The sequence below is a fragment of the Micromonospora sp. WMMD1274 genome (assembly GCF_049179035.1).
Lineage (GTDB): Bacteria > Actinomycetota > Actinomycetes > Mycobacteriales > Micromonosporaceae > Micromonospora > Micromonospora tulbaghiae.
In genome coordinates, this window is record NZ_JBMHMG010000001.1 from 5537359 (window position 1) to 5558970 (window position 21612).

The 21612-nt window shown below is 73.1% G+C and carries 17 protein-coding genes; 6 read left to right on the forward strand and 11 right to left on the reverse strand.

The window, feature by feature from the left end:
• Nucleotides 1–72: 72 nt before the first annotated feature.
• From ACN27D_RS26235 to ACN27D_RS26245, 3 genes are all read right to left on the reverse strand, one after another.
• Nucleotides 73–1278: a DegT/DnrJ/EryC1/StrS family aminotransferase gene (locus tag ACN27D_RS26235; protein ID WP_421500247.1), complete on the reverse strand. Its 1206-nt coding sequence runs from the start codon at nucleotides 1276–1278 to the stop codon at nucleotides 73–75.
• A gap of 155 nt (nucleotides 1279–1433) precedes the next feature.
• Complete coding sequence (locus ACN27D_RS26240) at nucleotides 1434–2516, reverse strand: GNAT family N-acetyltransferase (RefSeq protein WP_421500248.1); 1083 nt, start codon at nucleotides 2514–2516, stop codon at nucleotides 1434–1436.
• A 112-nt stretch (nucleotides 2517–2628) separates the two neighbouring features.
• Entirely contained in the window at nucleotides 2629–3063 is a 435-nt protein-coding gene (locus ACN27D_RS26245) for a hypothetical protein (protein WP_135239255.1), read from the reverse strand.
• A gap of 144 nt (nucleotides 3064–3207) precedes the next feature.
• Here ACN27D_RS26245 and ACN27D_RS26250 point away from each other — a divergent pair, with 144 nt between their 5' ends.
• Nucleotides 3208–4218, forward strand: coding sequence for a DUF389 domain-containing protein (locus ACN27D_RS26250; protein WP_421500249.1), 1011 nt, complete (start codon nucleotides 3208–3210; stop codon nucleotides 4216–4218).
• Nucleotides 4219–4315: 97 nt separating this feature from the next.
• On the opposite strand, the gene ACN27D_RS26255 is transcribed toward ACN27D_RS26250, so the two are convergent.
• Nucleotides 4316–6763 carry a Tex family protein gene (locus ACN27D_RS26255; RefSeq protein WP_421500250.1) on the reverse strand — a complete coding sequence of 816 codons (2448 nt, stop codon included), beginning with the start codon at nucleotides 6761–6763 and terminating at the stop codon, nucleotides 4316–4318.
• Between the two features lie 171 nt (nucleotides 6764–6934).
• Here ACN27D_RS26255 and ACN27D_RS26260 point away from each other — a divergent pair, with 171 nt between their 5' ends.
• Together ACN27D_RS26260 and ACN27D_RS26265 are read left to right on the forward strand one after the other, a co-directional pair.
• Entirely contained in the window at nucleotides 6935–8197 is a 1263-nt protein-coding gene (locus tag ACN27D_RS26260; RefSeq protein ID WP_357828102.1) for a nucleotide sugar dehydrogenase, read from the forward strand.
• A gap of 45 nt (nucleotides 8198–8242) precedes the next feature.
• Nucleotides 8243–9754, forward strand: a complete 1512-nt coding sequence (locus tag ACN27D_RS26265; protein ID WP_421500251.1) for a deoxyguanosinetriphosphate triphosphohydrolase family protein — start codon at nucleotides 8243–8245, stop codon at nucleotides 9752–9754.
• Nucleotides 9755–9803: 49 nt separating this feature from the next.
• Here ACN27D_RS26265 and ACN27D_RS26270 read toward each other — a convergent pair whose 3' ends face one another.
• From ACN27D_RS26270 to ACN27D_RS26290, 5 genes are all read right to left on the reverse strand, one after another.
• Nucleotides 9804–10949 (reverse strand): MBL fold metallo-hydrolase, encoded by a 1146-nt coding sequence (locus ACN27D_RS26270; protein WP_421500252.1) that lies wholly within the window; start codon nucleotides 10947–10949, stop codon nucleotides 9804–9806.
• Nucleotides 10950–11073: 124 nt separating this feature from the next.
• A complete protein-coding gene (locus ACN27D_RS26275) occupies nucleotides 11074–12018 on the reverse strand; it encodes an SDR family NAD(P)-dependent oxidoreductase (RefSeq protein ID WP_421500253.1) in 945 nt (314 codons plus the stop codon).
• Entirely contained in the window at nucleotides 12015–13199 is a 1185-nt protein-coding gene (locus tag ACN27D_RS26280) for a zinc-dependent alcohol dehydrogenase (protein WP_421500254.1), read from the reverse strand. Before ACN27D_RS26280 ends, ACN27D_RS26275 begins: the two co-directional genes overlap by 4 nt.
• Before the next feature lie 74 nt (nucleotides 13200–13273).
• Nucleotides 13274–13849, reverse strand: a complete 576-nt coding sequence (locus ACN27D_RS26285) for an isoquinoline 1-oxidoreductase (RefSeq protein WP_357390186.1) — start codon at nucleotides 13847–13849, stop codon at nucleotides 13274–13276.
• Between the two features lie 65 nt (nucleotides 13850–13914).
• A complete protein-coding gene (locus tag ACN27D_RS26290) occupies nucleotides 13915–15114 on the reverse strand; it encodes an oxygenase MpaB family protein (protein ID WP_357898961.1) in 1200 nt (399 codons plus the stop codon).
• Nucleotides 15115–15236: 122 nt separating this feature from the next.
• Here ACN27D_RS26290 and ACN27D_RS26295 point away from each other — a divergent pair, with 122 nt between their 5' ends.
• Both ACN27D_RS26295 and ACN27D_RS26300 read left to right on the forward strand, forming a co-directional pair.
• Nucleotides 15237–16043, forward strand: coding sequence for an SDR family NAD(P)-dependent oxidoreductase (locus tag ACN27D_RS26295; RefSeq protein WP_421500255.1), 807 nt, complete (start codon nucleotides 15237–15239; stop codon nucleotides 16041–16043).
• 204 nt (nucleotides 16044–16247) lie between these two features.
• The gene (locus ACN27D_RS26300) at nucleotides 16248–18119 is read left to right on the forward strand and encodes an AMP-dependent synthetase/ligase (protein ID WP_421500256.1); all 1872 of its coding nucleotides are present in this window, start codon (nucleotides 16248–16250) and stop codon (nucleotides 18117–18119) included.
• Here ACN27D_RS26300 and ACN27D_RS26305 read toward each other — a convergent pair.
• Complete coding sequence (locus tag ACN27D_RS26305) at nucleotides 18027–18998, reverse strand: oxygenase MpaB family protein (RefSeq protein WP_120573863.1); 972 nt, start codon at nucleotides 18996–18998, stop codon at nucleotides 18027–18029. The two genes, ACN27D_RS26300 and ACN27D_RS26305, sit on opposite strands and share 93 nt — an antisense overlap.
• A gap of 153 nt (nucleotides 18999–19151) precedes the next feature.
• On the opposite strand from ACN27D_RS26305, the gene ACN27D_RS26310 reads away from it, so the two are divergent.
• Nucleotides 19152–20369, forward strand: a complete 1218-nt coding sequence (locus ACN27D_RS26310; protein WP_421500257.1) for an oxygenase MpaB family protein — start codon at nucleotides 19152–19154, stop codon at nucleotides 20367–20369.
• Nucleotides 20370–20382: 13 nt separating this feature from the next.
• Here the strand turns inward: ACN27D_RS26310 and ACN27D_RS26315 are convergent, their stop codons facing one another.
• Nucleotides 20383–21576: a TetR/AcrR family transcriptional regulator gene (locus tag ACN27D_RS26315; RefSeq protein WP_233585567.1), complete on the reverse strand. Its 1194-nt coding sequence runs from the start codon at nucleotides 21574–21576 to the stop codon at nucleotides 20383–20385.
• Between the last annotated feature and the right edge of the window lie 36 nt (nucleotides 21577–21612).

Consider the following 21612-nt stretch of genomic DNA (forward strand, 5'->3'; position numbering starts at 1 on the left):
AAGAGCGGGGCCGTGGCCCGGGCGGGCTGGGAGCAGTTCCTGGCCGAGACGTCGCGCGTCGCCGGGAAGCGGTCAGCGCCTGGCGAGGAAGCTGCCGAGCGTGTCGAAAAGTCGCTCGGCGGTCCCGCCGACCAGGGTCGACCCGCTCGGCAGTGAGATGCCGGTGGCGAAGAGCCGGTCTGCGGCGCCGGTCACGACGGCTTCGCGGCCGAGGTGGGCCGGCTGTCGATGCATCGGCTTGAACATCGGGCGGCTTTCGATGTCATGACGCGCGAGGTGCTCGGCCAACTCGTCCGCCCGCCACCCCGCCTCGCCGGGCTCGACGATCAGCGAGGTGAGCCAGCAGTTCGATCCGGGATCACCGTCACCGAGGATGCGTGTGCCCGGGACGGTGGCGAAGAGTTCGGCGTACCGTTTCCGGATCGCCCGGCGGCGCTCGATCATGCCCGTCAACCGTCGTAGCTGTGCTCGCCCGAGAGCGGCGAGCAGGTTGCTGAGCCGGTAGTTGTAGCCGATCTGCTGGTGCTCGTAGTGTGCGACCGGCTCCCGGGCCTGGGTGGCGAGATGACGCGCACGCTCGATCAGGGATGCGTCGTCGGAGATCAGCATCCCGCCGCTCGACGTGGTCATGATCTTGTTCCCGTTGAAGGAGAAGACCCCTACCTGGCCGAAGGTGCCGGCATGCCGGGCGTTCCGGGCCGCGCCGAGAGCCTGTGCGGAATCCTCGACGAGCGGCACCCCGAACTCGGCGCAGACCGGCGATATCCGCTCGTAGTCGGCGCAGGAGCCGTTGAGGTCCACCGTCACCACGGCCGCCACCCGGCGTCCCTGCGCCCGAAGCCTGCCGAGCAGCGGTGGCAGCAGGCCGGGGTCGAGGTGGCCGCTCGCGGCGTCGCAGTCCACGAAGATCGGTTCGGCGCCGGTGTAGGTCACGACGTTGGCGGTCGCTACGAACGTCATGGTGGGCACCACGACCACGGAGCCCGGCCCGGCGCCGGCCACCGTCAACGCGAGGTGAAGGGCGGCGGTACCGGAACTCACTCCGACCGCGTGCCCACTGCCCACCCGCTCGGCCACTTCGCGTTCGAAGGCATCGAGATCGGGCCCGGCAGGCGCGACCCAGCCGGAGCGGACCGCCGCAAGGATCAGCGCTTCCTCGGTCGGACCGACATCCGGTGGGGAGAGGTATATGCGTCCCAGGCTTCTCGCCCCGTCCTGCCGCGGAGCGGGTCGAGCTGCCAATGGATGTTTCTGTGCCACGGTGCTGGTCTCCGTCACGAAGGTGAATGCTTCGGGCCGCACGCTGGGAAGTGCTACCGCACTTGAATCGGGTCGTTGCGACCTCGGTCGCGCCCGGTCCATTGGTTCAACGTGCCGGCGGAGGTGGCGTTACGGTGTCCGGGCGGCTCACGTCGGCGTACTCCACCGAGGGTTCAGCGAGGACTGGGCAACGTGCCGCGGTATTCGGGGAAGAACTCGGAGGAGCCCGACCACGCCGGATCCCGCCGCGTGCCCTCCTGTCGATGCGCGGAACACAGCCGCCCGTAGATCTGCTCGTCGATCACCCTCGTGCCGAGGTGGAACGGCACCAACCCTCGGGGGGCGAAGGCCCGCTTGTACCGGAAGATGCCGTCGTCGGGGGCGTATCCACCACCCAGGACGAACCTGGTCCGGCCCTGGGCGCGCCCCCACCGGCAGATTTCGACCTTGAGCAGATCGTTGGGCCGGAGATCGAACGCGGCCTGATCGGTGCCACCGAGATACGAGTAGATGCTCAGTGCGGACACCAGCACCAGTTCCGTGGAGATGACCTTCCCCTCGTGGAACGCGTGGAAGAAGGCGAACTGCCCTGGCAACTCGTCGATGATCCGGGCGAAGAAGTCGCGGGGGAAGTAGTAGCCACTGGCGGCGGCCCGCCGGTCCATGGTGCTCTCGTAGATCCCCAGGAAGTCGTCGAGCCGCGCGCCGTCGAGGTCGACCTCGACAGTCACTCCGTTCCGGCGGGCCTTGTTGACGTTCTTTCGTACCTTGTGGTCGAACTCCCGCCACATCTCCTCGTCGCTGGGCCGCAGGTCACGTACCACGTTCAACTGCTTCTCCCGGACCGGGCCGGGTGGGGAGAGCCGCTCGTCCTCGAACAGCGACAGCCGGGTGACCTCGGACACCACGTTGCGACGGGCGCAGAAGGCGTCGAACGACTCCCAGAACTCCTTCGCCTCCCGCTCGTCCGTCTCCCTCTGGAAGGCACCGCCGTAGCCGTACGGACTGGTGATGTCGTGATACCGGCCGGGTGGCACGCCCAGGTGCGGCGCGTCGGCCGGGCGGAGCAGGAACGGGTACAGCACGAAGCCGTGCTCGGTCCGGGCGTACGCGGCCAGTGGCTCGTCCTGCGGTCCGGCGAACAGCCGGAGGTAGGCCGGGTGGGCGAAGACCTCCCGCCGGTCCCATTCCCGGTGCAGAGCGCGCCAGCGCTCGTCGTCGGCCGGTCTGCGGGCGTCCAGAATCTCCAGTCGCATCTGCGCTCCCCCGTCGCCTGGACACGGCCGCCCCGATGGCGGCCGGCCACGCGTCGTCCGTTCTGGGTAACGAGGATCGGCCGGGACGGTGTCGACAGGTGGCCGGGCGGCCTCAGGGCCAGTCGTCGCCCGCTTCGAGGCGTGCGCCGAGCAGCGCCGTCAGCGGAAGGGACTCCCCGTCGCGCCCGCCGCGGCCGATGACGAGTGACGGCGTGGACGGCTCCGGCCGGGCGCCGAGCAGCCGGGCGCGCAGCCCGGCCGGCACGGTCAGCAGGTAGTACCGGCCCTCGGTGTCCACCGCCCGGCTCCGGGCCCGGTCCACGTACCAGCCGACCAGCGGGGTCCGGTAGCGGCCGCGTCCGCTGTAGGGCGTGGCCACGAGCCGCTCGGTGCGCAGGCCGCGCCGGGCGGCCTCGGCCGCGAACCGGGCGACCAGCTCCGCGGCCTCGGCCTGCTCCGCGGCGCGCTGCCGGGCGTCGGCCTCGGCGTGCGCCCGCACCGCGTGGCGTCGCCGCTCCCGCCACCGCTCGTCGTCGTCGGCACCCACGACCGCGAGGGTACGCCCACAGCCGCGCCCGCCCGACCCGGCTGCTCCTGGCAGGCGCGCCGGGCCGTCGCGCGACGCCCTGCCGCCCCGGCGCGGATCGTCTAGAGTGCTGACGTCCGTCGCGACAGTCGAGGAGCCTGGTCCGTGCTGCACATCCGGGTGATCGCACCAGCGGACCGCTCGTCCGAGATCGCCGACCTGCTGGCCGCGGACCCCGGCGTGACGCACCTTGTGGTGTTGCCGGGCGCGGCCCGTCAGCCGGCCGGCGACTACATCACCTGTGACGTGGTCCGGGAGAGCGCCGACGGTGTCCTGCGCCGGCTGCGGGAGATGGGGGTCGAGGGGCGCGGGGCGATCGCCGCCGACGACGTGGAGCTGACCCTCTCGGCCGCCGCGGACCGGGCCGCCGAGGCGGCCCCGGGCCACGGTGACGACGCCCTGATCTGGGACGAGGTCGCCGCGAAGACGGGCGAGCAGACGGTGCTCACCGGCATCTTCCTGGCGCTGATCGTCGTCGCCACCATGATCGCCGGTATCGGGGTGCTGCTCGACCAGCCCATCCTCATCGTCGGCGCGATGGTCGTCGGCCCGGAGTTCGGTCCGCTCGCGGCGCTCTGCGTGGCGCTGCTGCGCGGCAAGGGGGGTGTCGTCGTCCGGTCGGTGCAGGCGCTCGTCGTCGGCTTCGTGGCGGCGATGCTCGCCACCGTGGTCAGCACCTGGGCCTTGGACGCGGCCGGTCTGGTGAGCCGGGAGATGCTGCTGGCCGAGCGGCCGCTGACCGACTTCATCTGGCGCCCGGACGCGCTGTCGTGGGTGGTCGGCCTGCTCGCCGGCATCGCCGGGATGCTGTCGCTGACCTCGAAGAAGTCCGGCTCCCTGGTCGGCGTCCTGATCTCGGTGACCACCGTGCCGGCGGCCGCGAACGTGGCGGTCGCCGCCGCGTACGGCGTCTGGCACGAGGCGGCGGGTTCCGCGCTCCAGTTGGTCGTCAACCTGGCCGCCATCGTGCTGGCCGGTCTGCTCACACTGCTGGTCCAGCGCTCCTGGTGGCGGCGCGTGGCGCGGCGGGCCGGGCGGCCGGTGCCCCGGCAGCGGGCCGACCGTGACCCGGCGTCCGCCCGGAGCGACCGCCGCCCGCGCCGCGACGCCGGGTGAGACGGCGCGACCCGGGCGGCGTGCGCCCGGGCCGATCCAGCGGCCGCCGGTCGAACTGACGCGTTCGTGACGTCAGCCGGGCCGGCGGCCTGCGCCGTCAGGCCAGGCCGGCCCGGCGCAGCGCCTCCGCCATGGCGTCGTTCACCGGCGCCACCGCTCCGCCGCCGCGTCCCTGCCGCTGCGACGGACCACCGCGCGAGCCGCCCCGATCTCCCTGGCCGCCACGCCGGGCGCCGGCGTCGCCGCGCTGCCCGCCGCGGTCACCCCGCTGCCCGCCGCCGTCACCGCGCTGCCCGCCACCGCGCCGGCCGCCGCGCTCCTCGCCGCCCGGGCCCCCGGCCGCGGGACGGCCACCGGCCGGCGCCTCGTCGTCCAGCCGCAACGTCAGCGAGATCCGCTTGCGCGGCACGTCCACGTCGAGCACCCGCACCTTGACCACGTCGCCGGACTTCACCACGTCGCGCGGGTCCTTGACGAAGGTGTGCGACATGGCCGAGACGTGCACCAGGCCGTCCTGGTGCACGCCCACGTCGACGAACGCGCCGAACGCGGCCACGTTCGTCACCACGCCCTCCAGCACCATGCCCGGCGTCAGGTCGCTGATCTTCTCCACGCCCTCGACGAACGTGGCGGTGCGGAACTCCGGGCGTGGGTCGCGGCCGGGCTTCTCCAGTTCGGCCAGGATGTCGGTGACGGTGGGCAGGCCGAACGTGTCGTCGACGAAGTCGGTCGCGCGCAGGCCGCGCAGGATGGCCGACCTGCCGATCAGCGCGCGCAGATCCTGCCCGGTGGTGGCGAGGATGCGGCGCACCACCGGGTACGCCTCGGGGTGCACGCTGGAGGAGTCGAGCGGGTCGTCGCCGCCGGGGATGCGCAGGAAGCCGGCGCACTGCTCGAACGCCTTCGGCCCGAGCCGTGGCACCTTCTTCAGCTCGGTCCGGGTGCGGAACGGCCCGTTGGCGTCGCGGTGCAGCACGATGTTCTCGGCCAGCCCGGCGCCGATGCCGGAGACGCGGGTGAGCAGCGGCGCGGAGGCGGTGTTGACGTCGACGCCGACCGCGTTGACGCAGTCCTCGACCACCGCGTCGAGCGAGCGGGACAGCTTCACCTCGGACAGGTCGTGCTGGTACTGTCCGACGCCGATCGACCGCGGGTCGATCTTCACCAGCTCGGCCAGCGGGTCCTGGAGGCGGCGGGCGATCGACACCGCGCCGCGCAGCGACACGTCCAGGCCGGGCAGCTCCTGGGAGGCGTACGCGGACGCGGAGTAGACCGACGCGCCGGCCTCGGAGACCACCACCTTGGTTAGCTTCAGCTCCGGGTGCCGCTTGATCAGGTCACCGGCCAGCTTGTCTGTCTCCCGGCTGGCGGTGCCGTTGCCGATCGCGACCAGCTCGACGCCGTGCGCGGCGGCGAGCGTGGCGAGCGTGTGCAGCGAGGCGTCCCACTGCCGACGCGGCTCGTGCGGGTAGATCGTGTCGGTGGCGACCACCTTGCCGGTGGCGTCGACCACCGCCACCTTCACGCCGGTACGCAGGCCCGGGTCGAGGCCCATCGTCACCCGCGCGCCCGCCGGCGCGGCCAGCAGCAGGTCACGCAGGTTGGTGGCGAAGACCCGCACGGCCTCCTCCTCGGCCGCCTGCCACAGCCGCATCCGCAGGTCCGCGCCCAGGTGGATCAGGATCCGGGTACGCCAGGCCCAGCGCACCGTGTCGGCCAGCCACCGGTCGGCGGGTCGCCCCTGGTCGCTGATGCCGAACCGGCCGGCGACGGCCGCCTCGTAGCGGCTGGGCCCGGGGGTCGCGTCGGCGTCCCCGTCGGCCTCCGGGTCCATGGTCAGCTCCAGCACACCCTCCTTCTCGCCGCGGAACATGGCGAGGATGCGGTGCGAGGGCAGCTTCGGGTACGGCTCGGCGAAGTCGAAGTAGTCGGCGAACTTCGCACCGGCGGTCTCCTGGCCGTCGCGTACCCGGGAGACCAGCCGGCCCCGCGACCACATCTGCTCGCGCAGCGTGCCGATCAGGTCGGCGTCCTCGGCGAAGCGCTCGATCAGGATGGCCCGCGCCCCGTCCAGTGCGGCGGCGGCGTCCGCGACGCCCCTGTCCGGGTCGGCGAACCCGGCGGCGACCGTCTTCGGGTCCTGGGCCGGATCGGCCAGGAGCGTGTCCGCGAGCGGCTCCAGCCCGGCCTCGCGGGCGATCTGCGCGCGGGTACGCCGCTTCGGCTTGTAGGGCAGGTAGATGTCCTCCAGGCGGGACTTCGAGTCGGCGGCGAGGATCTGCGCCTCCAGCGCCTCGTCCAGCTTGCCCTGGCTCCGGATCGACTCCAGCACCGCCGCGCGCCGCTCGTCCAGCTCGCGCAGGTAGCGCAGCCGCTCCTCCAGCGTGCGCAGCTGCGCGTCGTCGAGCAGGCCGGTGGCCTCCTTGCGGTAGCGGGCGATGAACGGCACTGTGGCGCCGCCGTCGAGCAGCTCGACTGCTGCCCGCACCTGCCGTTCGGCGACGCCGAGTTCCTCGGCGATCCGCTGGTGCACAGACTGGGTCACGATCTGATCCGCCTTCTCGGGTGGGTTCCGTCGTGCATTCTGCCCGTTGCCGCCGCACGCGCCGCACCGGCCGCACGGCGGGCCGGACCGATATCCCGAAAACGGACTTCCGGTCTCAGAAACCCCTCTAGCCTCCAATCAGGTGATTTCCTACGGTTGTCTGGAGCCCGGGTGAGCGCTGAGAAAGTGGTCGTCATCGGTCAGGGGTACGTCGGTCTTCCGCTGGCCATGCGGGCCGTCGAGGCCGGCTTCGACGTGGTCGGGCTGGACGTCGACGCCGACCGGGTCAAGCGGCTCGCCTCCGGTGAGTCCTTCGTGGAGGACATCCCCGCCGACCGGCTGGGCCGGGCGCTCGGCAGCGGCCGCTACCTGCCGAGCACCGAGTACGCCGACGCCGAGGGCTTCGACGTCTGCGTGATCACGGTGCCCACTCCGCTGCGCGACGGCACGCCGGACCTCAGCTACGTGGAGCAGGCCGGCCGGGGCATCGGCCCGTACGTGCGGCCGGGCAGCACCGTGGTGCTGGAGTCGACGACGTACCCGGGCACCACCGAGGAGCTGCTGCGTCCCCTGCTGGAATCGGCCAGCGGGTTGCACGCGCCGGGCGACTTCCACCTCGGGTACAGCCCGGAACGCATCGACCCCGGCAACCCGACCTGGCGGCTGGAGAACACGCCGAAGGTGGTCGCCGGCGTGGACGAGCCCTCGCTGGAGCGGGTGGACGGGTTCTACCGCCGGATCGTGGACCGGACCGTCCCGGTGTCCTCCACCCGGGTCGCGGAGCTGACCAAGCTGATCGAGAACACGTTCCGTCAGGTGAACCTGGGCCTGATCAACGAGCTCACGGTGCTCTCCCACCACCTGGGCATCGACGTCTGGCAGGCGATCGACGCCGCGGAGACGAAGCCGTTCGGGTTCATGCCGTTCCGGCCCGGCCCGGGTGTCGGCGGCCACTGCCTGCCGATCGACCCCTGCTACCTGTCCTGGCAGGTCAAGCGGCGCCTCGGCCGCCAGTTCCGGTTCATCGAGCTGGCCAACGACGTCAACCACGAGATGCCCGAGCACGTGGCGCAGCGGGTGATGGCCGGCCTGAACCGCACCGGTCGTGCCGTCAACGGCGCGCGCCTGCTGATGCTCGGCCTGGCCTACAAGAAGAACACCGGGGACATGCGGGACTCACCGGCGGTGGACGTCGCCCGGCGGCTGTGCGACCTCGGTGCGGACGTCCGCGCCGCCGAGCCGTACGCCGAGGCGCACCAGATCCCCGGTGGCGTGCTCGTCGTGCCGCTGACCGAGCAGGAGGTCGACGCGGCCGACGCGGTGGTCGTCACGACCGACCACGACGTCTTCGACTACGAGATGGTGTCCCGGCGGGCCCGCTACGTGTTCGACGCCCGTAACCGGTGCTCCGGTCCGGTGGTGGAGCGCCTCTAGGCACACCCTGCCCGGCCCGCCGCCGGCTGCGCTAGCGTGGCGATCATGGAGGCACCTGCGGATCCGCGGGCCCGGCGGCTGTTCGGTGGCAGCGCCCGGGCGCTCGGCGACCTGGCCGCCGGCCCGTTCCGGGCCGACCGGGACCGGATCGTCGGCTCGCCGTTCTTCGCCCGGCTGGGCGGCGTGACCCAGGTGATCAGCCCGGGCGGGTCCGGGCTGCTCGTGCACAACCGGCTCACCCACAGCCTGAAGGTGGCCCAGGTGGCCCGGGCGATAGCGGAGCGGCTGAACGCCGACCCGACCCACCGGGACCTGCTGGAGAAGCTCGGCGGCTGCGACCCGGAGGTGGTGGAGGCCGCCGCGCTCGCGCACGACCTCGGGCACCCGCCGTTCGGGCACCTGGGGGAGCGCGTGCTCGACCGGCTGGCCCGGCAGCGCCTCGGGCTGCCCGACGGCTTCGAGGGCAACGCCCAGTCGTACCGGATCGTCACCAGCACCGAGATCCGCGGCGCGGCGACCACCGGGCTGGACCTGACCGCGGCGGTCCGGGCGGCCATGCTGAAGTACCCGTGGACCCGCCTGGACCATCCCGACCCGCACCCGCGTCACCTGGACCCGGCGCCCCGGGGCGCGGCGGCGCCGCCGGAGGATCCGCAGAGCGGGTCGGTGAAGTTCGGCGCGTACCGCACCGAGCTGGACGACCTGCGGCAGGCGCGGGAGCCGTTCGCCGGGCGGATCCCGGACTGGCAGCAGACCCCCGAGGCGTCGGTGATGGACACCGCCGACGACATCGCGTACGCGATCCACGACGTGGAGGACTTCTACCGCGTCGGGGTGCTCCAGCAGGGCGCGGTGGCGGCCGAGCTGATGGCCTGGCAGCGCGAGTGCGGGCACCTGCGGTCGATCACCGCGTCGGCGCTGGAGGGGGCGGGCCGGCGGCCCGGCGCGGCGATCGAGCGGCTGCGCCGGCAACTGCACCGCAAGGACGGCTGGATCGCCGACGACGAGGCGTTCGCCGCCGCTGTCGAGCACGTCCGCGAGGAGCTGGTGGAGGGGCTGCTGGCGCTGCCGTTCGACGGCTCGATCGAGGCGGAGCAGTACGTGGCCCGGTTCTCCGCCCGCTGGTCCACCCGCTTCGTGGACGCCATCACCGTGACGCCGGATCCGGGGGTCCGCTCCGGGTACGTGCTGCTGGCGAAGGCGCAGTGGCACGAGGTGCAGGTGCTCAAGTTCGTGCACCACCGGTTCGTGCTGGCGCGCCCGGACCTGGCCCTGCACCAGCGCGGCCAGGCCCGGCTGCTGGGCACGCTGGTGGAGGCGCTCTGGGAGTGGCTGCTGGACCCGGACGAGGAGTCCCGGCTGCCGCGCCGGTTGCACGACCTGGTGGAGCTGGCCGAGGCGGAGCTGCACCCGCGTACCCCGGACCGGATCGGACGGGCCCGGGGACGGGCGATCATCGACTTCGTCGCTCAGCTCACCGACGGCCAGGCGGTGGCGATGCTGGACGCGTTGTCGGGCCGCTCGGGCGCGCTGTGGACGGACGCCTTCGTGCTCTGATCCCGCTCGGAGCACGAAGGCGGCAGCGCCACCCGGGGACCGAGCCGGGTCAGGCGACCGACTGCCACCACCCGTCCACCGCCGGCGGCTCGTCCACCACCACCCGCTCGCCGGGACGCGGCACGGCGAGCCGGACGTCCCGCGCCTTCGCCTCGGCCCACAGCCGGTCCACCGGCTCGGACCAGTCGTGCAGCGCCAGGTTGAACGTGCCCCAGTGCACCGGCACCAGCAGTCCGCCGCGGACGTCGAGGTGCGCGGCCACCGCCTCCTCCGGGAACATGTGGATGTGCGGCCACGCCCGGTCGTACGCGCCGATCTGCATGAGCGTCACGTCGAACGGGCCGTGTTCGGCGCCGATCTCGGCGTACCCGTCGAAGTAGCCGGAGTCGCCGGTGTAGAAGACCTTCCGGTGCGTCCCGGCGATGGTCCAGGAACTCCAGAGCGTGCCGTCGCGGCGCAGCCCGCGCCCGGAGAAGTGCTGCGCGGCGGTCGCGGTGAGCGTCAGCCCGCCGGCCCGGTGGCTCTCCGACCAGTCCAGCTCGACGATGCGGTGCTCGGGTACGCCCCAGCGGGCCAGGTGGGCGCCGACGCCGAGCGGCACCACGAACGGCGCGGACTGGAGGTCGGCCAGCGTGCGGACGGTGTCCATGTCCAGGTGGTCGTAGTGGTCGTGCGAGATGAGCACCGCGTCGAGCGGGGGCAGCTCGGCCAGGCGTACCGGCGGCTCGTGGATGCGCCGCGGGCCGACCAGCCCGGACGGGGAGCACCTGTCGCTCCACACCGGGTCGAGCAGCACCCGGCGCCCCTCGATCTCGACGAGCGTGGAGGCGTGGCCGTACCAGATCACGTTCAGTTCGCGGGCCGGGTCGGCGGCCGGCGCGGCGCCGGGGCGCAGCAGCGGCACCGGGCTACCCGGCCGCCGCTTCTGCTTGCCGAAGATCAGCTCCCGGACGAGGTTGCGGCCCGGGTCGGCGACCATCGTGGCGCTGGCGCCGGCCGGGTTGTGGAACGTGCCGTCGTGGAAGCGCGGTGACCGGGCCGCCCGGTCCGCCCGGGCGCCGGTGAGCCGGCCGCCGAGCTGGGCGGGCACGTCCCGCGCCACCCAGGCCAGGCCGACGACGGCGGCCAGCCCGGCGAGCTTCCACACCCGCCCGCCGCGCGTCCGGTCCGGTTCCCGCCCCGTTGGTTGCCGCATGCTCGTCCCTCCGCCGTGTCCCGTCGTACACGGTAACCACCCTCGTCGCGGTCCGCCCGCGCGACAGCCCACCCGCACGAGGGTCCGCCCGCGTGACAGCCCACCGGACGGTCCGCGGCGGCGGTCAGGGCAGCCGGCGGCGTACCGCGGACGCCACGGTCGCCGCGCGCCCGCCGACGGCTCGGACGACCTGGGACGCGTCGGGCACCCATCCGCCCCGGACCGCCTCGCCGGCCGGGTTGGGCGTGAACACGATGCCCTGGTGCGCGGCGACCGGCTGCCGGGTCAGTCCGGCCAGGCGCATCAGCGGTCCGACCAGCGCGTCGTACACGCCGGGCAGGACGGTGAAGCCGAAGCGCATGATCACGTTGAGCCGTCCCACCGAGACCTCCCGGCGTGGCCGGTCGAGGCAGTGCGCGATGGCGCGTGCCACCCGCTCGGGGGAGGCGATCGGGGGCGGTGGCCGGCCGATCCGGCCCAGGTAGTTGGCCGCCTGCCGGTAGACGGGCGTGTCGACGCTGCCCGGGTTGACCAGGCAGATTGCGATGCCCGGCGTCTCCCGCGCCTCCTGCTGGAGCGTGCGGGCGAGTCCCTGCAGGCCCCACTTGGCGGCCACGTATCCGCTCATGTAGGGCGCGGTGATGTGCCCGAGCACCGAGCCGGTGAGCACGAGGGTGCCGCCGCCGGCGTCCCGGAACCGGCGCAGCGCCTCCCGGGCGACCGCGGCGGCGGCCAGCAGGTCGGTGCGGACGACCTGTTCGAACACCTCGGCCGGGGTCTCGTCGAAGCGGCCGTAGGCCATCACCGCGGCGGTGTGCACCCAGGCGTCGACGCGGCCGTACTCGGCCCGTGCCGCGTCGGCCAGCGCGGCCACCGCGCCGGGCTCGGTCACGTCCATCGGTACGGCGATCGCCGTCGCGCCCGCCGCCCGGCACTCGTCGCGTACCTCGTCGAGCGTGGCGGGGGAGCGGGCCGCGAGGACCAGCCGGTCCCCGCGGCCCGCCAGCTCCCGGGCGGTCGCCCGGCCGATCCCGCTGGTCGCGCCGGTGACGACCACCGTCCGGGTCACGGTGCGAGCACGACCTTGACGCAGCCGTCCTCCTTCTTCTGGAACATCTCGTACGCCCGCGGCGCGTCGGTCAGCGGCAGCCGGTGGGTCCGCAGGTCCTCCACGCCCAGCGGGTCGTCGTCGCGCTCCAGCAGCGGGATGATCTCGTCGACCCAGCGCCGCACGTGGCACTGGCCCATGCGCAGCTGGATGCCCCGGTCGAACATCTCCATCAGCGGCATCGGGTCCTGCTCGCCGCCGTACACGCCGGAGATCGACACGGTGCCGCCGCGCCGCACGGCCTTGAGCGCGGCGTGCAGCACCACGAGCCGGTCCACGCCGGCCTTGTCGGTCATCGCCTGGGCCAGCTTGTCCGGCAGCAGCCCGGCCGCGGTCTGGGCCATCTTGCCCAGCGGCGCGCCGTGCGCCTCCATGCCGACCGCGTCGATCACCGCGTCCGGGCCGCGCCCGTCGACCAGGTCGATGAGCGTGCCGGGCACGTCGTCGAGCTGGCTGACGTCGAGCACCTCGATGCCGTGGCGGCGGGCCATCTCCAGCCGCTCGGGCACCAGGTCCAGCCCGATCACCCGGCCGGCGCCCAGGTGGCGGCCGATCCGGGCGCTGAACTGCCCGACCGGGCCGAGCCCGAACACGGCGAGCGTGCCGCCGGGCGGGGTGTCCGCGTACTTCACCGCCTGCCAGGCGGTGGGCAGGATGTCGGACAGGTAGAGCCAGCGCTCGTCCGGGCCGCTGTCCGGGATCTTGATCGGCCCGAACTGGGCCTGCGGGACGCGCAGGTACTCCGCCTGGCCGCCGGGGATCGAGCCGTACAGCGAGGTGTAGCCGAACAGGGACGCGCCCTTGCCCTGGCTGGTCACCTGCGTGGTCTCGCACTGCGCGTAGAGCTGCCGCTCGCACATCCAGCACGAGCCGCAGGAGATGTTGAACGGGATGACCACGCGGTCACCCTTCTTGAGCCGGGTCACGCCGGACCCGACCTCCTCGACGATGCCCATCGGCTCGTGCCCGAGGATGTCGCCGGGCTTCAGGTACGGCCCGAGCACCTCGTACAGGTGCAGGTCGGAACCGCAGATGGCGGTCGAGGTGATCCGGACGATCGCGTCGGTCGGCTCCTCGATCCGGGGGTCCGGGACGTCCTCGACGCGAACGTCCCGCTTGCCGTGCCAGGTCAGTGCCTTCATGCCTGTCTGTCCCCTCTCCGGTGCCGTCCATCGGACTGCTACCCGGCAGGAGGCCGTTGAATCGGCGGCGCCGGTCACCGTGGCGTGAGGTCGACCGTGACGGCGATGGTGCTGGTGCTGGCCGCGGTGCCGGCGAGGGCGCCGATGTCGAGGCGGCGGCCGGTGCGGTCGGTGACGGCGCCGGCCGCGAGCCGCAGGCCGGCGACGGGCGTGCCGAGCGCCGCCGACGCGGCCTCCAGCAGCCGCCGCCGGGCCACCGCCACGGCGACCCGGACCGGGGTACGGGTTCCGACCGCCGGATGGGGTGCGCCACGCGTCCGCCCCCCGGCCGGCCGTGGCGGTGGCACACGGACGCGCCGGCGCGGCACGGACAGCCCGTCGGCGATCAGTTCGGCGGCCGAGGTGTCGCCGTCGTACCGGTCCGGCGGCAGCGTGAACGACACGGTCCCGTCCGGGCCGACCTCGACGGAGATCAGCGCCGCCCCGGGCAGGGCCGCGGCCGTCATGATCTCGCCGAGGCCGAGCAGCCCGGCCACGTCCGGCGACGGCGTCCGGGCGGCGGCCGGGTACGCCGCGGTGAGTTCGGCGGCGGCCACGAGGACCGGCGCGGCCAGCACGTAGCCCAGGAACGGGGGGAGGGGCGCGGTCATGGTGCTCACCCGGGCGCTCGTCGCCGCAGCCGGGGACGGGAGGCGCCCCGGCTGCGACGCGGTGGTCAGAACTCGCGGTTGCCGAGCGGGATCTCGATGTTGATGGACTGCCCCTCGGACAGGAACAGCAGGGCGAGCTTGCGCAGGAACTCGTCGAACAGCCAGTAGCACTCCGGTGCGAGCGGGAACGGCAGCAGCGCCTCCCGGACCGCGATGAACGGGCCCCAGCTCGTCCGCAGGAGCGTGTCCCAGAGCAGGTCGCGCGGGATCTCCAGCCAGTTGGCGATCTGGTTGCCGAGCATGAACCGGGTGAACGAGCCGAGGATGGGCTTGCTGAGCAGCCCGGCGTCGATCTCCTTGCCGAGGCCGAGCAGGATGTCGGCGAGCGCGTTGCCCTCGCGGGTGGGCGCCAGGATCGGGTCGAGGACCTCGCTGGCCTGGGCGTTCGCCTCGCTCCACGTGGCCGGGATGTACTCGTCCCTGACGCCGAGCATGTGCGCGGCCACCTGCCACAGGTGCAGGAAGGCGGTCGACTCGGCGGCGGGGATCGGCACCCGCCAGTCGGTCAGCTTCCGCATGACGGTGGTCGGCAGGCTGTGCCAGGTGACCATCAGGTCGCGCTGGCTGATCGGGATGTCCTCGGGCGCGACGTCGGCCCACTCGGGCGACTGCGGCAGGAGGTGACGCACGCCGGCGTGCGCCAGCCGGGTCTTGACGGCGGTCACGATCATCGAGCCGTCGGGCTGGTACGCGTTGGCGGTGCCGATGTCGTACCCGAGCTTGGCGGTCTTGGAGATGCGGTCCTTCATGTCCGCGCCGCCCTTGGAGTAGTAGACGGCGCGCGCCTCCTTCGGGATGACGGTGCTCATCATGCCGCTTGCCAGGCCGTAGAGCACGCCGAGGTAGAGGCCGCGCTTCTCGTTGAAGCGCACGGCGGTGGCCAGCTTGCCCTGGTCCACCCAGGACGGCAGCACGCGTGCGCGTTCGATGAACTGGCGCACGTCCGCCGGGAGGCCGGACGGCAGCGGCTGGCCGTTCTTCGTCCACGTCCGCAGCAGTTGGTTGACCAGTGGTGCGTCGCCCCGGTCCAGGAGCGAGGCGACGAGCGGGTCGGCCTCCTCGTCCCACACCCAGCGGGGGTCCACGCCCGCCCCGGCGCCGGCCACCGATCCCTTGGGCGACCAGGTCCACGCCGATCGCGCCTGTGCCGGCGCGGCGACGCTCAGCGCGCCGAGTGCGCCCAGTGCTCCGCCGGCCTTCAACATCTTGCGTCTGCTTACCGGTTCCACGTTCACTCCTCGGGGTCGAGGCCGCTGATACGGTGAAACGAATGTTGCGCCCGTGTATCACATGAGAGCACGTGGTAACGGTGCCCACAAGGTTCACGATGACAACTGTCGATGGATCAAGAAGAGGGGAGCCCACCGTGGCGGTGGTCGAGGGGATGCTGTCGGGCAGGGTCGCGTGGGTGACCGGAGCCAGCCAGGGCGTCGGCGCGGCGATCGCCGAAGGGCTGGCGCGGGCCGGCGCGTCGGTGATCCTCCAGTCGCGGCGCCCGGACGCGCTGGGCGAGGTGCGGGACCGGATAGCGGCCGGTGGCGGCACGGCGGCAGTGGTCGCCGGTGACGTCGCCGACGAGTCCGCCGCGGACGCCGTGGTCGGCCTCGCGCGGCAGCGCTGGGGGCGGCTGGACGTCCTCGTCAACAACGCCGGCATCAGCCCGGCGCTGCACCGCAGCGAACGGCTGAGCCTGGGGGACTGGCAGCAGGTGATCGACACCAACCTGTCCGGGGTGTTCGTCTGCGCCCGCGCGGCCGGCGCCGTCATGGTCGAGCAGGGCGCGGGCAGCATCGTCAACATGTCCTCCGTGCACGGTCAGGTCGGTTTCCCGCGCCTGGCCGCGTACAGCGCCAGCAAGGGCGGCGTCGAGCAGCTCACCCGCACGCTGGCGCTGGAGTGGGCGGCGGCCGGCGTACGCGTCAACGCGGTCGCGCCCGGCTACCTGGAGACCCCGATGACGGAGGGTCTGCGCGGCCACGAGCAGTGGTCGAAGCGGCTGCGTGACCGCATCCCGATGGGCCGGTTCGGCCGCCCCGAGGAGGTCGTCGGCGCGGTGCTGTTCCTGGCCTCGGACGCCGCGAGCTACGTCACCGGCAGCGTGTTGCACGTGGACGGCGGCTGGACCGCGCAGTGAACCGCGGACCGCTTGGTTAGTCGGCGTTCGTCACCGCGCCACCGTCGCATGTCGATACAGCGCCAGATCACGGACGATCCTTCCCAGAAAGTTAACCCTCGTTTACAGTGCTGCCATCGGCTGCGGAACCCGCGCGGGCACCACGGCGAGGGGTGCGGCCAGCCCTGCCACCACCAGGCCCGGTTGCGTGTGAAGGAGTAGCCCATGGACCCCGCCGACGTCCTCGCCGAGGACTGCGCCAAGAAAGCCGCCGACCTGACCGTCCCGGCGCTGCTGCACCGCAACGCCACCGAGCACGGCGACCGGCCCGCGCTGACCACGCTCGGCCGCGACGACACCCGCACCTGGGCGCAGCTGCGCGACGAGGTCGCCGAGCTGTCCGCCGGCCTGGCCGAGATCGGCCTGGAGGCCGGGCGGCACATGCTGGTCATGATGTCCAGCCGCGCCGAGCACTGGCTGGTCGACCTCGCCGCGGTCCACCTGGGCGCGGTGCCCTCCACGATCTACCCGACGCTCAGCCCCGAGCAGATGCGCTACCTGGCGCGGCACAGCGCCGCCCAGGTGCTCGTGCTGGAGGGCCCGGCCGAGCTGGAGCGCTGGCGGCCGATCCTGCCCGACCTGCCCGACCTGCCCGACCTGCTCCGGGTGGTGCTGGTGGACGAGCCGGGCGAAGCGTCGACTGAGGCCGTGCCGCTGTCCCGCGTGCGTACCCTCGGCCGCACCGCCCGCGAGGCGGACCCGGACGCCTTCGAGCGGCGCTGGCGCACGATCCGGCCCGAGCAGCCGGTGACGCTGCTCTACACGTCCGGGACGACGGGCGACCCGAAGGGCGTCGTGCTCAGCCACCACAACGTGCTCTACCAGGCGGTGGCGCTGGAGGCGATGGTGTCCGTCCCGGACCACGCGCCGACTGTGGCCTACCTGCCGCTCGCGCACATCGCCGAACGGTTCCTCGGCATCTACAACCCGATCTACCGCGCCGGGCACGTGACCATCTGCCCCGACGCCACGCAGCTCGTCGCGGCGCTGCGCACCGTCGGCCCCGCCTCGTTCTTCGGGGTGCCGCGGGTCTGGGAGAAGATGGCCGCCGGCGTCCAGGCCCACCTGGCCGGCGCCGAGCCCGCGGTCCGCGCCGCCGTCGCCGCCGCGACCGCGGTGACCCTGGAGGCGTACGAGCTGCGCGCGGCCGGGAAGCCGGTGCCGGACGAGCTGGCCGCGCGGGTGGCGCAGGCCCGCGACACCGTGCTGCGACCGTTGCAGTCGACACTGGGCCTGCACAACATGGTCTGGCCCGGCAGCGGCGCCGCCCCGATCCCGGTGGACGTGCTGCGGTTCCTCGCCGGGCTCGGCGTCGACGTGCTGGAGGTGTGGGGTCTGACCGAGACCACCGGCACCGCCACCCTCAACACCCCCGACCGCTTCCGCACCGGGACCGTCGGCCGTCCCAACGTGGGCATGGAGGTGCGTCTCGCCGACGACGGCGAGGTCCTCGTCCGGGGTCCGCTCGTGTGCTCCGGCTACCTGCGCGAGGACGGCACCGTCGAGCCGGTCGTCGACGCGGACGGCTGGCTGGCCACCGGCGACGTCGGGACGCTCGACGACGACGGCTTCCTCACCATCACCGACCGCAAGAAGGAACTCATCATCACGTCCAGCGGGAAGAACATCTCGCCGGCGCAGATCGAGAACCTGCTGCGGGCGCACCCGCTCATCGGTCAGGCGGTGGCGATCGGCGACCGGCGGCCGTACGTCACGGCGCTGATCGTGCTGGACGAGGAGGTGGCGCCCCAGTGGGCGCGCACGCACGGCGTCGCCGACCCGCAGCTGCCCGCCCTGGCCTCGGACCCGGTGCTGCTGGCCGAGATCCAGGCCGCCGTGGACGCGGCCAACGCGCGGCTCGCCCGGCCCGAGCAGGTCAAGACGTTCCAGGTGCTGCCGTCGGCGTGGACGCCGGAGTCGGGCGAGCTGACCCCGACGTTGAAGCTACGGCGCCGGGTCGTCGTCGACCGGTACGGCGACCGGATCGACGCCCTCTACCGGCCGGGCGACGCGGTGGCGGAGCCCGTCACGGAGTAGCGCCGGGTCGATGCCGGGCGGGGGTGGCGGCGCGCCGAGGTCGGCGGGCCGGTACCCCCGCGGGTAGCCGGGATAGGTGCGGTTGCGCGGCGCGCGGGTCAGCCGGCTCACCGTCCGCGCGGGCAGCAGCCGCACCACGGCGGCCCGGGCGCGCAGCGCGCCGCCGACCAGCGCGGTCAGCGGTCGCGGCGCGGCCGGGAGCCCGAAGGCGGCGCGCATCTCGGGCGGCAGCAGCGCGCGCACCGCGAGCCGCGCGGCCGGGCGCAGCGGCGCCGGGTACCAGGACGCGAACAGGTCCAGCGTGTACGCCGCGACCCGCTCGTTGCTCGGCGTACGGCGGAACGTCTCGCGCTCGTACGCGTCCTTGAAGGCCCGGAACGCGGCGAAGTCCGCCGGGACGTCCCGGATGCCCATGCGCGCGCCGACGGCGCGGTAGTAGTGGAACGCGGCCAGCCGCTCGTGCTCGTGCAGCGGGCGCCAGCCGTAGCGGTCCAGCCAGTCGATCGGCTCGTAGACGAACGTGGACAGCACGTAGCGCATGTCGTCGTTCGTGATCGCGTACCGCCCGTGCGCCCGGTTGACCACCCGCAGCGCCTCCCGGCCGCGCGGCGAGTCGTACCCGTGCTCCAGCAGCTCGGCCATCAGCAGCGCGGTGTCGTCGTAGCGCTGCTGCGCCCGCAGCCGGAACTCGCCGGTCGCGTCGAGCAGCGCGGAGATGCCCGGCACGCAGAACGTGCGCAGCAGCGCCAGCTCCAGCGCCCGCTGGTAGTCGAAGGGGAACTCGTACCCGGCGGAGAGCCGGTAGATCTCGTGGTGGTCGCGTACCGGGTCGAGCGTCTCGATCCGGCGCAACCAGCGGTACCGCCCGTCACGAGCCATCGCGACCACCTCCACCGTCCACCCTTGCCCATGCAGTCAAGCTCCTCTATGTTAATAGAAAATCACATCCCCGGATAACTCGAAACCTGCTTGTGCGCACCTCACGGGCCGGTGTTCAGGGCGATGTCCGGTCGAAACCGGGAAGTGGTGCTAATGGAGAATCTCAGTAGACGAAGCGTCCTGACGCTCGGTGCCGCGCTGGGACTGGTGGCGGTGGCGGACACCCCGAAGGCGTGGGCGTGGTCGTCGTCCGGCTCGATCGCCGGGACCGACACGGTCACCGACCCGTGGGACGTCTGGGACGACGACACCGACCCGCTCGTCGCCTCGCTGCTGGACGCCGGTCAGATCCCGGCGGTGAACACCGCGTTCGCGTCCTGGATCCGCAACGGCGACGCGCTGCCCGCCGGCCTGCCCTCGGCGCTCACCACCTACCTGCGGCGCGTCAACACGCTGCCGTCCTGGGCCGACCAGGCCAAGCTGGACCGCGCCGCCCAGTTCAACAAGCGCATGAGCATGTACCTGTTCCTGCTCTACGGCCTGGGCAGCGGGATCATGAGCACGGTGATCCCGCGCGAGGCCCGCAACGTCTACTGGTCCGAGGGCGGCGCGGACATGAAGTCGCGCGCCGCGAAGACCTTCACCTACGGGTACGACCTGAGCGCCCCCGACGCGTTCAAGGCCACCGGCAGCTTCGTGGTCACCTCGCACAAGACGCGGCTCACCCACGCGGCCGTACGGCACCTGCTGCCGCAGTCCGCGCCGTGGCGCGGCGTCACCGACCACCCGATCCCGATCAGCAACGGCGACATCCTCATCACCTTCCACAGCCTCGGCACCTACGTGCACCGCAAGCTGCTCGACTGGCGTCGCTGGGGCCTGCGGATGTCGGCCGCGGAGGAGGAGGCCTACCTGCACATGTGGCAGGTCGCCCTGCACCTGCTCGGGGTCCGCGACGAGTTCATCCCGAACAGCTGGGCCGCCGCCGAGGAGCAGTCCCGGTACGCGCTGAACCCGCTCCTCGCGCCGACGCCCGAGGGCATCGACCTGGCCGACATCCTGCTGAACCTGACGTCCTCGGTGGACCTGGGCGTCACCCGGGGATTCCAGCGGGAGTTCGCGCGCTACGTGCTCACCGACCGGATCGGCGACTGGCTGCGGCTGCCCCGCGACTACATCTCCCGGGGTGTGATCGAGGCCGGCTGGCCGACGTACGTGATGTTCCGCGAAGGGCTCTCGCCGCTCATGCCGGAGACGTTCGGCCTGTTCGACAGGTTCATCCGCGGCCTGGCGATGCTGTTCCTCAACAACGGCTCGTCCGCGTCGCACACCCCGATCACGATCCCGGTCATGAACCGGCCGGGCACCTGAGGCGCGTGCGGCTTCACAGCGTCAGGGCGCCGGTGACCAGCGCGGTCACCGCGTCCCGGTGGCCGGGCGAGTCCTGCCAGCGCAGGGCCCGCCCGGCCTCCACCGCCACGCCGAAGCCGGCGTGCACGAGCAGCCGGGCCTGCCGCCGGTCCAGGTCCGGCCGGACCGCCCGCAACTGCTGCTCCCAGACCGCGATGTGCTCCCGCTGGGCGAGGATGAGCGGACGCCGGACGTCGTCCGGAAGCCCGGCCACCTCGGCCTCGGCGACGCTGTTGAGGGTGTTGTGCTCGAAGCAGTAGGCCACGTACGCCGCCGCCAGCGCGACCACCGCCTGACGAGGATCGGCCGCCCGCTGGAGGCTGCGGTCCACGGCCTGGGCGAGCAGTTCCGCCGCCTGGAGGCAGGCGGCCACGAGGATGTCCACCTTGCCGGGATAGTGGCGGTAGATGGCGGACGGCGCGAGCCCCACCGCCTGGGCGATCTGCGCGTTGGTGACGGTGGCGAAGCCGTCCCGGGCGAACAGCGGCACGGCCGCGGCCAGGATCTCCGCGCGCCGGGTCCGGGGCACCGGCTGGGCGGGCAGCTCGACCAGCCGCGCCGTCCCGGCGGCGGTCGTCGGGTCGGTGGCCACCACCCGCATCGCGGACCGGAGCACCAGATCCTCGATCCGGCGCTGGGCGATCGAGGTGTGGTGCATGGTCACCGAGCCGATCACACCGAGCGCCGCCACCGCCCGCAGCCGCTCGTCGGGCAGTGGGTACTCCCGCCGTACCATCTCGGTGACCCGGCCCACGACGTGGCCGAACTTCGCGCGGAGCAGGTGGCGGTCCGCGCGCCCGAGGTAGCGGGCCTCCCACCGGTAGATGCCGCCGGAGGCGCGGTGCGCGACGGTGACCCGGGTGAGGGCCAGCAGCACGTCGGCCAGCGCCGCGTCGGGCGGCCACTCGTCGACGACCCCGACCAGGTTGTCCACCATGACGTTGGCGCACTCGGCGAACAACGCGTACTTGTTCGGGAAGTGCCGGTACAGCGCCGGCGCGCTGATGCCGACCGCCGCGGCGATCTCCTCCATGGACGCGCCGTGGTAGCCGCGCTCGCTGAACACCTGCCCGGCCGACTCCACGATGACCTGCCTGCGGTTGCGTGGCCGGGTGGCCGCGGCCGGCCCGGTGGTCACCGGACCGTCCGGGCGGACGCGGACGGGCACAGGACCATGGGTGTCAGTCAACCACAGCGGTTCACG